We start from the raw sequence: 15,396 nt of genomic DNA on the forward strand, positions 1-15,396 counted from the left end.
TTGTCATCGACAATAAAACATCCCTTGCGGTTCACTTCCAAGCCTTCAGTTGTATGACGAATCAATGGATTTGGACTTGTTCCAATTGCCATGATCATGCAGTCGATATCGATCGTAAAATTCGAATCTTTGATTTCGACAGGTCTTCTACGTCCGCTTTCATCTGGTTCACCCAGTTCCATACGCACGCATTCAATACCATTGACCCAACCATTTTCATCCCCAAGAACTTTGACAGGATTACATAGTAAATCAAAGATAATACCTTCTTCTTGAGCATGTTCAACTTCTTCTTTACGAGCTGGTAATTCTTCCATACTTCTACGGTATACAATATGGACTTCACTACCTAGACGTCTTGCACATCTTGCTGCATCCATCGCAACATTTCCTCCCCCTACAACAACGCATTTTTTAGGGTGTTGTACTGGAGTAGCACTACCTTCTTTATAAGCTTTCATTAAATTGATTCGGGTTAAGAATTCATTGGCAGAATATACACCTTTTAAGTTTTCGCCTTCAAGGTTCATAAAATTAGGCAATCCGGCACCAGAACCAATAAAAATTGCTTCATAGCCTGATTCAATCAAAGAATCAATGGAGTCACTTCGTCCCACGACAAAGTTAGTAACAATTTCAACACCAAGTTCTTTTAAATGTGATATTTCTTTTTGAACGATTTCCTTAGGAAGTCTGAATTCAGGAATACCATACATCAATACACCACCGGCAACATGCAAAGCTTCAAAGATCGTTACTTCATATCCTTGTTTTGCTAAATCACCTGCACAAGTAAGACCAGCAGGTCCAGCGCCGACAATAGCAACTTTATGATGGTTGGATTCTGGCTTTGTTAAAGGTGCATCGTTATTTTCTCTATGATAATCCGCAACAAAACGTTCAAGACGTCCAATCGCAACACTTTGACCCTTGATTCCACGAACACAATATTTTTCACACTGATTTTCCTGCGGGCATACACGTCCACAAACGGCAGGAAGACTTGAAGTCAAAGAGATAATTCGATAGGCCTCCTCAAATTCCCCATCTTTTACTTTTTCAATAAAATCTGGAATATTTACATTTACAGGACAACCATTGACACAAGGTTTATGTTTACAATGCAAACATCTTGTTGCCTCTTCCATTGCCATTTCAGCAGTATATCCTGTAGCGACTTCTTCAAAGTTTTTGATTCTTTCGTCAGCTGGTTGAACCGGCATGGCGATTTTTTCTAATGACATATTCGGCATTAAGCTACCTCCTTATTCAATAGATTGCATGTTTCTTCTCTTTCATGTTTTTCAAAATCCATGTAAGCACGATTTCTAGACATTGCTTCATCAAAGTCTACAAGATGTCCATCAAAATCCGGTCCATCGACACATGCAAATTTAATTTCATCGCCAACACGTAAACGACATCCTCCACACATACCTGTTCCATCGATCATAATAGGATTCATAGAAACTACTGTTGGGATGTTGTATTTTTTTGTCAGTTCACAAACAAACTTCATCATGATGATAGGTCCAATCGCAATCACTTTATCAAATTTTTTACCAGATTGAATCAATTCTTCTAGTTTCAAAGTAACAACACCTTTTTGACCAACACTACCATCATCGCTCATCAAATAATACGCATCGCTGCATTCTTTAAATTCATCTTCTAAGATCACAAGATCTTTGTTTCTAAAACCAACGATGGTTGTTACATCTGAACCAGCTTCATGGAAAGCTTTTGCAGTTGGATACGCAATGGCACATCCAACACCACCACCGATGATACATACTTTTTCATTACCATCAATTTCACTAGGCTTTCCAAGTGGACCTACAAAATCATGTAAGCTATCGCCCTCTTCAAGTGTATTTAACAACATAGTTGTTTTCCCTACAATTTGGAAAATAATTGAAACAGTTCCTTTTTCAGAATTGGAATCAGCAATCGTCAAAGGGATACGCTCTCCCTCTTCATTTACACGCAAAATGATAAATTGACCAGCCTTGGCACGTTTTGCGACAAATGGCGCATCGATAACCATACGCGTAACTGTAGGGTTTAAAACTTCCTTTTTTAAAATTGTATACATATTTTCACCTACCTTTGTCTATTGTATCACAGATGTTGAAAATTTTTTTAAATTTATGAAAATTTTTACATTTCCTCCGGATACTTCAATCCGCAGCTTTCACGAATTTGACTCATCATGTCCATGACATCATATGTAAAATCTAGATGCATGACATTTTCATTTGTCAAAATTGTCTGTTCCATATCTGTAATTTCGTAATATAGAGCATCTTTAGTATCTCCACATTCAATTACTTCTTGATGATTATCTTCTGTATACGTTATGACAGCTTTACAAGCTCTAGGATATTCATAAATTTCAATATACCCTTTATCATAGGCAATCATGCCTCGCTTTGGTTGTTTAGCATGTAAGGTCAAGGCAATCGTAGCCATTTCCTGTTTTGAGTTCATCAACAAGATACCAGCCTGTTCATCTACTTTACTAGGGGCAAGACGGACTTGCGAAAGGATCTGATCTGGTTTTTCAGACATGAACCAACGAACAAATGACAATGCATATACACCAATATCCAATAAAGCTCCACCTGCTAAATTAGGATTGAAAAAGCGATTCTTCATATCATATTCTTTATAACTTCCAAAATTCATTTGGATCATTTTTAGCTCTCCAAGGGCTCCTGAATGAGTTAGATCATATAACTTTTTATAAAGAGGCATATGATATAAAGTCATAGCTTCTGCCAAGATCACACCATTTTCTTCAGCCAGTTTTTTTGCCATCTCCAATTCATCAATATTCAATGTAATTGATTTTTCACAAAGCACATGTTTCTTGTTGGCTAAGGCTTTTTTCAAGAAATTTATATGCGTATTATGTGGTGTTGAGATATAAATAACATCTACATTCTCATCTTCAAAAACATCATCGATATTTTCATACACCTTTTCAATACCATATTCTTTGGCAAAGTCTATAGCTTTTGAATATGTTCTATTGGCCACGCCGTATAACTTTCTTCCATCCTTTTGCATAGCCTGTGCCAACTGATGTGCAATTACGCCACACCCTAAACTAACCCAGTTTAACTCTTTCATTTAATGTCCCTCCTTATTGATTCTATATCCAAAGCTAAACGTATCTCATTTATATGTTCCTGCATCTTTTTATACGCAAGATCTTCATTTTTCTCTTTGATCGCATTGAATATTTCACGATGCATGATACTAGATCTTTTAAAATGTTCATGGTCCAGTGTATATTGTCCACTAAAATAATCTTGTTGCAGAGTAACATAACGAATTGATTTTACAATTTCTAAAATGAAATTATTGTGTGATGATGCTGCGATTCCTAGATGAATCTCTGTATCCAGCTCCATCATATCTTTATCCTTTAATTTTCCCTCATAATAATCTGTTAATGCGTTTTCATGTTTTTTTAAAGCTTGTTCCAGTTTAACTAGATCATCTTCTGTATGGTTTCTAGCAGCAAGTCTAGCAGCATCCGCCTCAAATAATGAACGAGCTTCAAATACTTCATCAATCATGGAACGATCAAATATTCCATATTTTTTTATAATATTAGAAAAAATCTCTGAATAAGAATCACTGACATATGTACCATCCCCTTGATGTGCTTCCAATATACCTAAAGTGGACAAAGTACAGATTGCTTCCCGCAATGGAACACGACTGATCCCTAAATTTTCTGATAGCTTTCTTTCATTCAATAATTTATCCCCAGCTTTTAAATTTCCTTTTTTTATTTCTTGCAGCAAATACTCGATTGCAAGATCTCGGGCACTTTGTTTTAGATCCATGTCTCCTCCTAATTGGTATAACCTTTTTGGTTATACCAATTATATCACTTTATTTATTCGCGTCAACATAAAAAAACTGAGAATTCACTTAAGAAATCTCAATTTATGTCTTATAAACCGATTAATATATTTTATAAAACACATTCTAAATCAAGAAATATGTTATTACATCGTTTTGTTTTAATAAAACTTTATTTGCCTTCTGCAAAAAACAAGGAAGTAACATCACCAATTCAACAAAACAGCCTAAATAACCTGGATTGAAATGAAAATAAGATGTGATAATACATTCTTACTTATTAAGACTGCACAACATAAGAAAATACCTTTTAAACTAAAAACAACTACCAATGTATTCATATCGCAGTTCTACGAGTGGTTTACTCAGCGATTTTTATACTGTTATGTTTAGAGAATTTTATATTGACATAATGTCCTTATTTCCATAACTGCTTGATAAGCCATGCCATGTTTTGACCAATATTTCTCATATTAGCCATACCCTCATCATCTTTAAGAACATCTCCTATATCTTTGCCATAAACCATATTCCAATAAGTAGAGCCGACAAGGAACATTTCTCGAAACAGCATGACATTATTCATTGTGTTCACTGTATTCATACCTCCAGCACGACGAACTGCGCAAACAGCAGCACCCGGCTTATGACGTAATGCGTCTGGATTTCCAATGCTCGCTAGTCCCAAACGGTCAAGGAAGATTTTCATCTCTGCACTAATATCAGCACCATAAACAGGAGATCCTAAAATCAATCCATCCGCCTCTTTTATCTTTTCAAAAATTTCATAAAAATCATCATCTTTAAAAACGCAGTTGTCTTTTCCCATACATGCCAGACGGTCTTTACCCTGTGTAATCCTACATGGTTTAATATGTACGTCTGGAAGTTGGATAAGCTCTGTGGATATTACTTCTTTTTCGAGTTCCTCGAAAATAATACGAATTATGATAGCCAATAAGCTTTTGTTAATCAAGCAGAAAAAAAAAACACCGTTAGTTCTATAAAATATTCTACTTCTTTTATGCAGTATCTCTCGTTATAATAGCTATATTTTTTCTATATGTAAACAGAAGTTTCAAGAATTATTTCTAATATTCTATAGCTCGGTATCGTATGCTTTTATACAAAAATTTTTTTAAGCTGATTTTCCTTGAGACTTTAACCTTAGGTAAAATTATTTATTATTCTATTTTGCTAAAACTTAATCAAACCAAAGAGAAAATCTAAAGTCTTTGACATGCATGTCAAAAGATCTTGACAACCACTCTCAGTCAAAAAAAGGAGCTAAAGCTCCCGTTTTAATAAACCAAATCGAAAAATTTCATTTCCTTTGATTCAGATAAACCAGTATCATAACTTCTATCACCTAGATAATCTAAGAATGGTTGTAATGTATCTGGATCCTGGCATGCCTCATAAAACAATTGAATGGCTTCAACGGCACGAAGCATGGCGCGATCATATAAATCAAAGAAACTCTCTGTGCTCTTGATCGTATCATCACAAGGATGCACCCATTCTTTGTGTAAAAGATTGATCGTATCAAATGGATCTTCTGGTTCATCTGGAACAAAAAAACCAGATATCATACTTTCTGTGCGCAACACCTTTTCAAAAGAATGTGAGATCTTAAATTTTGTTCCCTTTTTATCATAGAATAACTTTTCGACAAAACACCAGTCATTTAAACTTTCTAAGATCTGGTGTGGAAGTACATCTACTTTATATACATTTCGAATCGCAGGAACATAGATTCTTGCGATGGCACGTGCTTGTTCCAGACTTACTTCACATGTTTCATAAGCTTTAAAATCTGAGATCGTACAATCGTTTTTCACCTTTAACATGATCGCATCGATCAACGATTCAAAACGATGATGCCACCAGCTGCTCTTTCCTGTACAACGACCCGTGCGATAAAACACATATGGATGTGCGATACTATCCAAGGCCCAGTGACAAAGGTGACCACAAGTATATGTCATCATATCCTGACGAATTTCTGGATCTTTTTCTTTTTGTATGGAGGCAACAGCGCTTGCATAAAAATCATTAATAGAGTGCGAATGAACTTCATTCCCAATTTTTCTTAAAGGTGTTTTTTTCATAAATGAGGTTGGATTCAAATTATGGAAAAACAAAAAATCCGGTCCATTTCCTCCAACTTCCATCAATTGAAGTCTAGATTCTAGAAAATCATATTTAGGATCATCCAATTTTTCATATACATCATCGGTAAATAATATATGTGTGATAATATTAGGCATTTACATCATCCTCCTTAAGATATTTTTCTAGACCATGAAATATAACATATTCCGCAAAAGTATCCATCTTGCAGTAGTTTGATAATTCCTGTCGAATCACTTGTTTTTGTTCCGGTAAAGCTGAATCAAAAGTTCTGTAAGTAAACACTGCATTTAATCCATTTTGAATGGATAATTGATGATATGAGTATTCATCAGTAAAAACCGGTAACACTTTCTTTAAAGAATAATGTCCCCGCATACGATTATCATAAAACAATCCACATTCAAACGGTTTAGATAAATCAATCATACGATCACATATTTGATCAAGTTGTTCCTTATATTTGGGAAACTGTTCGCCAAGTTGTTTTAAGCGAAGTTTTTCCGCACCTTCCATGTTATAAACAAGTATACTACCCTTTTTAGGAATAGTTTCTAATAAAGAAAGAATAAACTTTTCACGACAATCGGCTGTATCAAAAAAATCATGATGACTCAAATTATGATTCACATCTTCAATATGCAGGCTATATTGAAAACAAAGAACGTCAAATGCTTTCATATTCTCATATGGTGGAATTGCAAAGGTATCCCATTCAAAATCAAGATATGAAATTGGATATTGAATCATGGATGTCCAAATTTTTAAAGCCGCTTTATCATAAAATATGCCATGTTTACTTGCCATATATTGTGCATATTGCAGCTTAAATCCTTCGATATCTTTCGGCTCTAGATCCGATATACGTCGAATTCCATTGGCATAGGCTTGTAGCTTATGTGAAGATGTCGTCAAAAATAAGATAGAATCGTCTGGGAGTTTGGATTCATCAAAACAATCATCGTAATAAGAACATCTTCTTCCTGTTGTACACTTTTTGGAACGATCCAATGTAAACTCTGGACTATCTAACAATGTTTGAACCGTATCGATCCATTCATCTAAATCAAAATCATATTGTTCCATACACTCATCAATTGTTTTAGATGGTTTATTACGCCGATTAAATAAATGATCACTGCGTAATAAGAATTCGTTTAAATCTAAATAATCTTTTCGAATGTACTCTTTGTTCAAATAGATGATTTCATTACTTGTAATATGTACACCAGCACTTTGGGCAATCTGTATATTTATTTTCATCAATTGCGCTTCGGATTCTTTTGGATAAGCACTTAAATGTGGATATATAGCTTTATACCCATCTTTCATTTTCATCAAAACAGGAATCCGGGTACGACAATTTCTATACTCAAAACGAACTGAACATACTACATCACTATTTTTTAATAGATTTAAAGTATCTTCATTGGTGTCACCAACCTGACCACAAGGAGCATTTTGTATATTTAAATATTCTTTCCAGTAATCACTAAAAGGTTTTTCCATATGGTAAAAGCCTTCAAAGGGATGTTTTCTATGAACGTTATTCCAACAGTATTTGGGACAACGTTTATAATTGAGCAAATCACTTACATGTATCATTCTTTTCACCTTACTTATTTTATCTTACTCTTGATACATATGCAAAATATCTTTCACCATCCTACAGTATTCATTTTTATTTTCTAAGGGAGCAACAAGCTTTGCCTTATCTTGAAACAAGAAAAGTTGCTGATAGATTTTATTGGGATCTTCAGCCATAAATGTGCAAAGAATCCCATCATTCTTCTTGATTTCTTTAAAGTCCAAGCCCCAGTACTGCTCTTTAAACATACGAATAAATTCCGTCTTGACCAAGATCTCAAAACGAATAAAACTTGCCTTTATCAATGATTCTTTTCCTATAAAAGACGCAACATTAAAGGAAGAATCGCGTAAAAATCGTTTATCCGTCAATTTACATTGTTTCATGCGTTGAATAGAAAAACGATAGGTGCGATATTCATTTCGTTTATGACTAAATCCAATCACATAATACGCATTTTTATAATGAATGATTTCATACGGATCCAACAAAAATGTTGAAACATCTTTTTGTGATAAAGTCTGATAAGAGATTTCTACGCTTTGCTTCCTGTCCATTGCCAACTGTACCGTTTGAACCATGTTATATTCTTGCAAAGAAAGTGCCAAACCAGTCTGATTTACATAATAGTGCATCATAGATTTAGTATCTTTATCTGCACATAAGACTTTATCTAAACCGCTATGAAAAAAATCACGCCCTACAAATTCAGGATGAGAATCAACGATTCCTCTTGATTCATTTAAGGCGTCAATTTCATCTTTTGTTAATTTCAAGGATGGAAACAAACAATCTTCATCTAAATAATATCCACCATATCTTCCTTTTACTTCTTGTATATTATAACCCGCAGTAACCAACTCTTTTTTAAACTCTCGTATATTTCTAGGATTTGTTTCTAACTCTTTGGCAAGTTCTAATGTATTCATCTTCCCTCTTGCCTTTAGTAGCATCAACATCTTGATGCATATTGCACTACGATTCATAAATCTTCCTACCCTCAACTACTAGTCGTAGAATGTTTCTTAACTTTCAAACGCATGACAACATCTTCTTTGACAAGTTGATAAATACATGAACAGACAGGAATAGAAATTATAATTCCTAAGATACCACCTAAACTTGCTCCTACTGTTACTGCCACGATTACATACATTGGAGGGAAGCCAACAGAACGTCCAACTACATTTGGATAGATAAAGTTTCCTTCTACCTGTTGGATACAAATAAACATGATCATAAAATAAACAGCTGACTGCACCGATTCTGTAGCTACAAATAAAGCTCCAATAATAGCCGCAATCAAAGCACCAAACATTGGAACAAGAGCCCCAACACCAACAATGATTCCTACTAGAGTAGCATAAGGTATATTCAATAGCGTTGCACCAACTGTTACCAAAGTGCCTAAAATGATGCACTCGGTACATGTCCCACCTATATACTGTGTAAAAGTGCGGGCAATTAAACGTAGTACATGCAATGTTTTTTCATAAATATCATCTGGCATATACGCTCTTAACAAACCTTTGGATTCTTTAACAACCGTACTTTTATTGAATAAAACAATAATAGAGAACATCAGGGCAACAAAGGTTGAAAGTACAATTGAAAATGTCGTAGAGATAACTTGGTACACAGAGCCAAAAATATTGTTTGCTCCACCAGAAAAAATCCAGTTGATAAAATCATTGAACCAGTTTGATAAATTATCAAAATCTAAGACATTTAAATCTAACCCCTGAATCCAATTATGTAAAGAAGGAATCGAACTGGAAGTACGATATGCCCAATGATAGAAAGAGTTTAAAGTTTCAGGAAGATTATTGATGATTGTTTCCAAGGAAGCAAAAATCTGAGGAACCAGCAAAAAAACAAAGCCTAAAAACAAAGCTAAAACAATCACAATGGATAGAATATTTGCGATGACACGATAAATTTTACGCTCTTCAATCTTAAATAAGATATTTCCGGCACGCATTAAATTATTTGCAATGATATTAAATACAAAGGCAAGTCCACCACCAAATAAAAATGGCATACAAATTGATAAAATATATAATAAAACCTGCAAAATTTTTTCAAAATATAAAACAACCATTAACAGAACCACGGCAAATAAAATCACTCTTCGATATAATACTTCTTTATCCTTATATTGTCTTGGAACTCTAAACATTTGATCACCCACTTATATATGTTTTATTTTACTCTATTAACTAGTCAGAAACAATAAATCATTTTTTATCTTTTTGTTTACTCATGCAAATAAACAGTGTTAGAATTAAGGGTATAAATAAAGGAGAACGCTGATGAAAATAGTTGATGAATATTTTGGATGTGATGTCTTTAGTACAAGTGCAATGCAAAAATACCTGCCTCATGCTGTATACAAACAAATGATTGGTGTCATTGAAAAAGGGCAGGAACTTCCTCGTGAAATTGCCGATATTGTTGCCAACGCAATGAAAGATTGGGCAATGGATAAAGGTGCTACGCATTATACACATTGGTTCCAACCTATGACTGGAATCACAGCTGAAAAACATGATGCTTTTATTACACCTACCGGACCTAATTCGGTTATTAGTGATTTTAGAGGTAAAGAATTGATCAAAGGTGAGCCAGATGCTTCAAGCTTTCCAAGTGGCGGTTTACGCGCAACATTTGAAGCTCGTGGTTATACAGCTTGGGATCCAACAAGTTTTGCCTTTGTCAAAGACAAGACATTATATATCCCAACCCTTTTCTGTTCTTATGACGGAAGTGCCTTGGATAAGAAAACCCCATTATTGCGATCAATAGATGCTTTAAACAAAGCGGCTGTTCGCTTATATAACATTATGGGTCATAACATCAAAAACATTACAGTTACCGTTGGACCTGAACAGGAGTATTTTCTAATTGATAAAGAGATGTATAAAAAACGTTTAGATCTAATGGTTACTGGAAGAACGTTATTTGGTACAGATCCTGTCAAAGGACAAGAATTAGATGATCACTATTTTGGAAATATCGAAGAACGTGTTAAAGCCTATATGGAAGAAGTTGATGAAGAACTTTGGAAATTAGGTGTATATGCCAAAACAGAACATAAAGAAGTGGCTCCTTGCCAGTTTGAAATTGCTCCTGTTTATTCCCCAGTAAATTTGGCAAATGATCAAAACCAGATTACGATGGAAATTTTGCAAAAAGTTGCAAATCATCATGGCCTGGTTTGTCTATTACATGAAAAACCATTTGCCGGCGTTAATGGATCAGGTAAACATAACAACTGGTCATTTTCAACTGACAAAGGTGAAAACATGCTTGAACCTGGTGACTCTCCAAAAGACAATATTCGTTTTTTGATTACTCTAGTTGCCATCATTAAAGCTGTGGATGAATACCAGGATTTATTGCGAGTTAGTGTCGCAACCGCGGGAAATGATCACCGCTTAGGTGGGCATGAAGCTCCACCAGCTATTATATCTATTTATCTAGGTGAAGAATTGACCGCTATTCTGGAAGCTATTGAAAAAGGCGATGAATATATCGATACAATTAATAAAAAACTTGAACTTGGTGTTTCTGCATTACCTCCAATTTCAAGAGACTCAACAGACAGAAACCGTACAAGCCCGTTTGCCTTTACTGGAAACAAGTTTGAGTTCAGAATGTTAGGTAGTGCAATCAATATTTCCTGCCCTAACACGATTTTAAATACAATCGTTGCAGAGGAAATGACACAGTTTGCCGATGAACTTGAATGTTATTCTGAAGAAGAATTAAACGATGCAATCATTCGCCTGATTCGAAAAACAATCAAGGAGCATAAACGCATCATCTTCTCAGGAAACGGTTATTCTCCTGAATGGCGAAAAGAAGCCTTATCAAGAGGTTTGCTTGAGTTAAAGAATACGGCAGAAACATTGCCTCACTATACGGATCCAAAAAACCTAGCATTATTTGAAAAACACAACGTTTATACACCAAATGAACTTCATGCGCGTGAAAACATCTTATTGACTAACTACTATCAAGTTATTGAGATTGAGGCAAAAACAATGTCTTATATGTTAAGAAAACAGATCCTACCAGCTGTATTTGAATATGAGTCCAAACTGGCAACAATTATTCAAACCAAGAAGTCTAGTGGAATTACTTCTCCAATGGAAGAAAAATTATTGTTTAATATCAATACACCATTGGAAATTGTAAATAAGCATCTTGAAAAATTAGAAGAATTGATTCAAAAATCCCATTCTGGTGCTAGAGAAGCCGCTAATTTTGCTGCAAATGAACTTTTACCTTTGATGGATGCCATTCGTGCTTTAACAGATACCATCGAAAACAATGTATCAAAAAACGACTGGCCTATTCCTGATTATAACGATATGTTATTTGGTTCAATCTTATAAATACAAAAGGACACAACAATGTGTCCTTTTAAATTGCCTTTAAAATCATTAATGAATAAGCCGGCATTTCTAGCACATGATCAATTGAAAGACGATTCTCATCAATCAAATCTACATATTCACCATTTAGATCCAAATTAAAAGCAACTGGCTCATTGGAAATATTTATGGCAATATATAAAGTTTCCTCTTCGCTATTTCGTTTGAATATACAATATGTGTTATTCAAGACAATCTGTTCAAAATTTGCTGTATGAAGTGCACTATGTTCATGTTTGATTTCAATCAATCGTTTGATTCTCTTTGTTAATTCATTGTTTTCAAAATGCGTAATATGCGGTCTTAATTCGGTATCGTTCCAATTCTTTTGTCCCTTGATTCCCCATTCACTTCCATAATAGATACAAGGAATTCCTGGCATGGTCATCAATAAACCATAAATCAATGGTAAATGGTTTTCATTTTGTAGCTGAGTCGCAATTCTTGGTACATCATGATTATCAACAAAGCACACTAGATGTTTTCCACGATACAAACACCAGTTATCTTTTCCAAATTGGCGATGCAAAGAATGCATGATTTCAAAAAGATTATAAGAATTCAGACTAGAATATAACCCTTTATAACATTCATAATTCGTACAGCTATCTAACATTTGATCATTTACCCACATATTATAATCGCCATGCAGCGTTTCACCCATTAAAAACAAATCATGGTGCCTAGAATGTAATGTTTTTAAAAAGTTTTGATCAAGACAATAAGCTACATCCAAACGCAATCCATCAATCTCAAATTCATCTTTCCAGAACTGAACAACATTCATGATATATTCTACAACTTCTGGATTTTCCAGATTTAGTTTTACAAGATTTTGATTTCCTTCCCAATCTTGATAACTTAAATGATCATCATAGGCGCTATTGCCATAAAAATTAATGTAAAACCAGTCTTTATAATGAGAATTTTCACGATTTTTTAAGACATCTTCAAAGGCAAAGAATCCTCTTCCTACATGGTTAAATACAGCATCTAAAATAATGCGGATCCCATTCTTATGTAAAAGTGAACTCACGTATTTAAAATCTTTATTATCCCCTAAACGATTATCAATCGTATAATAATCAATCGTATCATATCCATGAGAATGTGATTGAAAAATCGGATTGAACAATACAGCATCAATATTTAAGTCTTTTAATTGATTTATCCATAAATCAATATCTTTAAAACGATGCTCTAAAACATTATCATTTTCAAAAGGACAACCAAAAGCACCTAGCGTATATATTTGATACAACACACTATTATCTGTCCACATTAAAATCACCTCAAACATAAGTGTACCATATTTGTAAGGGTTTTCAAAATGGTTTACTTGATAATATCCCCAACCTGAATATCTAATAATTGAATTATCTTCATTGGCTCTAATTTGATTTGTAAACCAATCTTTCCACCACTAAAGTAAATAAAGTCTTTGTTTAATACTGATTCATTGATATGCGTCCTAAACTTTTTTTTCATGGCTAAAGGTGAACAGCCACCGCGGACATATCCAGTAATTTTTGTGATATCTTTTACAGGAATCATCTCTACTTTTTTAACACCAGCTAAAGCAGCTGCTTTTTTTAGATCCAGTTCATGATCAACCGGCAGCATAAAGACAAGATATTCTTTGGTATTTGCCTGTGTAACTAAGGTCTTAAATACCTTTTCTGGATCCTCATCCAACATACTGGCAACCACATCCCCTGCTACAGCATCTTTACCATGATCATACGTCAATACTTCGTATTCTATATTATGTTTATCTAATTCACGCATAGCATTTGTTTTGTTTATTTTCATACCGCATATCCTCCAAAATAAAAGAGACTGTAAAATACAGTCTTTTCATCATGCCTAAGTAAAAATATCTAATGGCAATATAAAGAAAACCATTATAAAAAATACTAGGACAATGATGATTTTTACCATCAAATTGTCAAACATATCCCCCTTAATTCTCCCCTTATTTTGATGATATCTTAAATCTAAAATTAAAAAAAATCCACTAAAAATTTAAGAAATTTTAGTTGATATATCAACCTTCATTTTTATGCCAAAAATGATAAAAAAAATCGCCTAAAATTAGACGATTTTTAGAACATTATTTATTACGAATGGCAGCCTGCGCAGCAGCTAAACGTGCAATTGGTACACGGAATGGAGAACAAGAAACATAATCCAATCCTACCTTATGACAGAATTCAATAGATGAAGGATCTCCACCATGTTCACCACAAATGCCCAATTTAATATCTGGACGAGTTTGACGACCTAATGTAGCAGCCATCTTAACTAATTTTCCAACACCCTTCTGGTCTAAACGAGCAAATGGATCTTGTTCATAAACTTTCTTATCATAGTAGTCTTGTAAGAATGAACCTGCATCATCACGAGAGAATCCATAAGTCATCTGTGTTAAGTCATTTGTACCAAATGAGAAGAATTCTGCTTCTTCAGCAATTTCATCTGCCAATACAGCAGCTCTAGGAATTTCAATCATTGTACCAACTTTATATGTAAGTTCAACGCCTTTATCCGCGATAATCTGATCGGCTGTTTCTTTTACGATTTTCTTAACATAGGCAAGTTCGTTCTTATCTCCAACAAGTGGGATCATGATTTCAGGAACGATATGATAGTGTGGTTTTCTTTCATTTACATTGATAGCAGCTTCGATAACAGCCTGTGTCTGCATCTTAGCAATCTCAGGATAAGAAATAGCTAAACGACAGCCACGATGTCCCATCATCGGATTAAATTCATGTAAGTTTGAAATTACGGCTTTCAAATCTGCGACGCCCATATTCATTTCATTAGCCAATGCGATGATATCTTCTTCTTCTGTTGGAAGGAATTCATGCAAAGGTGGATCTAAGTAACGAATCGTTACTGGAAGACCATGCATTGCCTCATAGATTTTTTCAAAGTCACCACGTTGCATTGGTAATAATTTAGCCAATGCTTTTTCACGTTGTTCTACTGTTTTAGATACGATCATTTCACGAATTGCTTTGATACGATCACCATCAAAGAACATATGTTCTGTACGAACTAAACCAATACCTTCTGCACCAAATTCATATGCTTTTTTCGCATCTCTTGGAGTATCTGCATTTGTACGTACTTTTAATTTTCTAAATTCATCAGCCCAAGACATAAATGTCTCAAAATCACCAACAATCTTAGCTGGAACAGTGCGAACTTCTTCGCCATATACATTACCTGTACTTCCATCTAAAGAGATATAGTCATTTTCTGTGAATTTCAATCCATTAACTGTAAAGTATTTTTCTTCTTCGTTTACTTTGATATCGCCACAACCAGATACACAGCATGTACCCATAC

General features: G+C 34.4%; 13 protein-coding genes. 1 reads left to right on the forward strand and 12 read right to left on the reverse strand.

All coding sequences use genetic code 11. The features are described 5' to 3' along the window. The 9 genes from gltA to HMPREF0367_RS09005 form a co-directional block, all read right to left on the reverse strand. The coding region (gene gltA, locus HMPREF0367_RS08965; protein ID WP_035403516.1) for an NADPH-dependent glutamate synthase at positions 1-1,253 on the reverse strand (1,253 nt) is incomplete at its 3' end. Further along, the gene (locus tag HMPREF0367_RS08970) at positions 1,253-2,095 is read right to left on the reverse strand and encodes a sulfide/dihydroorotate dehydrogenase-like FAD/NAD-binding protein (protein ID WP_035403519.1); all 843 of its coding nucleotides are present in this window, start codon (positions 2,093-2,095) and stop codon (positions 1,253-1,255) included. The genes HMPREF0367_RS08970 and gltA, both read right to left, overlap by 1 nt. A gap of 65 nt (positions 2,096-2,160) precedes the next feature. Further along, the gene (locus HMPREF0367_RS08975) at positions 2,161-3,135 is read right to left on the reverse strand and encodes a Gfo/Idh/MocA family protein (RefSeq protein ID WP_035403522.1); all 975 of its coding nucleotides are present in this window, start codon (positions 3,133-3,135) and stop codon (positions 2,161-2,163) included. After that, positions 3,132-3,860, reverse strand: a complete 729-nt coding sequence (locus HMPREF0367_RS08980) for a FadR/GntR family transcriptional regulator (protein WP_035403525.1) — start codon at positions 3,858-3,860, stop codon at positions 3,132-3,134. The genes HMPREF0367_RS08975 and HMPREF0367_RS08980 overlap by 4 nt, the downstream gene beginning before the upstream one ends. Before the next feature lie 437 nt (positions 3,861-4,297). Continuing rightward, the gene (locus tag HMPREF0367_RS08985) at positions 4,298-4,837 is read right to left on the reverse strand and encodes a flavodoxin family protein (protein WP_248660681.1); all 540 of its coding nucleotides are present in this window, start codon (positions 4,835-4,837) and stop codon (positions 4,298-4,300) included. Between the two features lie 343 nt (positions 4,838-5,180). After that, entirely contained in the window at positions 5,181-6,149 is a 969-nt protein-coding gene (locus HMPREF0367_RS08990; RefSeq protein WP_035403532.1) for a hypothetical protein, read from the reverse strand. Next, complete coding sequence (locus HMPREF0367_RS08995) at positions 6,142-7,521, reverse strand: DUF2779 domain-containing protein (protein WP_051335241.1); 1,380 nt, start codon at positions 7,519-7,521, stop codon at positions 6,142-6,144. The genes HMPREF0367_RS08990 and HMPREF0367_RS08995 overlap by 8 nt, the downstream gene beginning before the upstream one ends. A 120-nt stretch (positions 7,522-7,641) precedes the next feature. Next, positions 7,642-8,586 (reverse strand): helix-turn-helix transcriptional regulator, encoded by a 945-nt coding sequence (locus tag HMPREF0367_RS09000; protein WP_035403539.1) that lies wholly within the window; start codon positions 8,584-8,586, stop codon positions 7,642-7,644. 14 nt (positions 8,587-8,600) lie between these two features. Then, positions 8,601-9,779, reverse strand: a complete 1,179-nt coding sequence (locus HMPREF0367_RS09005; protein ID WP_015535243.1) for an AI-2E family transporter — start codon at positions 9,777-9,779, stop codon at positions 8,601-8,603. Between the two features lie 133 nt (positions 9,780-9,912). On the opposite strand from HMPREF0367_RS09005, the gene HMPREF0367_RS09010 reads away from it, so the two are divergent. Next, a complete protein-coding gene (locus tag HMPREF0367_RS09010) occupies positions 9,913-12,000 on the forward strand; it encodes a glutamine synthetase III family protein (protein WP_022356041.1) in 2,088 nt (695 codons plus the stop codon). A gap of 28 nt (positions 12,001-12,028) precedes the next feature. Here the strand turns inward: HMPREF0367_RS09010 and HMPREF0367_RS09015 are convergent, their stop codons facing one another. From HMPREF0367_RS09015 to HMPREF0367_RS09025, 3 genes are all read right to left on the reverse strand, one after another. Next, on the reverse strand, positions 12,029-13,321 hold the full coding sequence (locus HMPREF0367_RS09015; RefSeq protein WP_035403543.1) for an alpha-amylase family glycosyl hydrolase: 1,293 nt from the start codon (positions 13,319-13,321) through the stop codon (positions 12,029-12,031). Positions 13,322-13,374: 53 nt separating this feature from the next. Next, positions 13,375-13,851 carry a Cys-tRNA(Pro) deacylase gene (ybaK, locus tag HMPREF0367_RS09020; protein WP_022356039.1) on the reverse strand — a complete coding sequence of 159 codons (477 nt, stop codon included), beginning with the start codon at positions 13,849-13,851 and terminating at the stop codon, positions 13,375-13,377. A 301-nt stretch (positions 13,852-14,152) separates the two neighbouring features. Next, on the reverse strand, positions 14,153-15,396 hold a 1,244-nt coding region (locus HMPREF0367_RS09025; RefSeq protein WP_035403546.1), incomplete at its 5' end, for a putative PEP-binding protein.

The sequence above is a fragment of the Faecalitalea cylindroides ATCC 27803 genome (genome assembly GCF_000469305.1).
GTDB classification, from domain to species: domain Bacteria; phylum Bacillota_I; class Bacilli_A; order Erysipelotrichales; family Erysipelotrichaceae; genus Faecalitalea; species Faecalitalea cylindroides.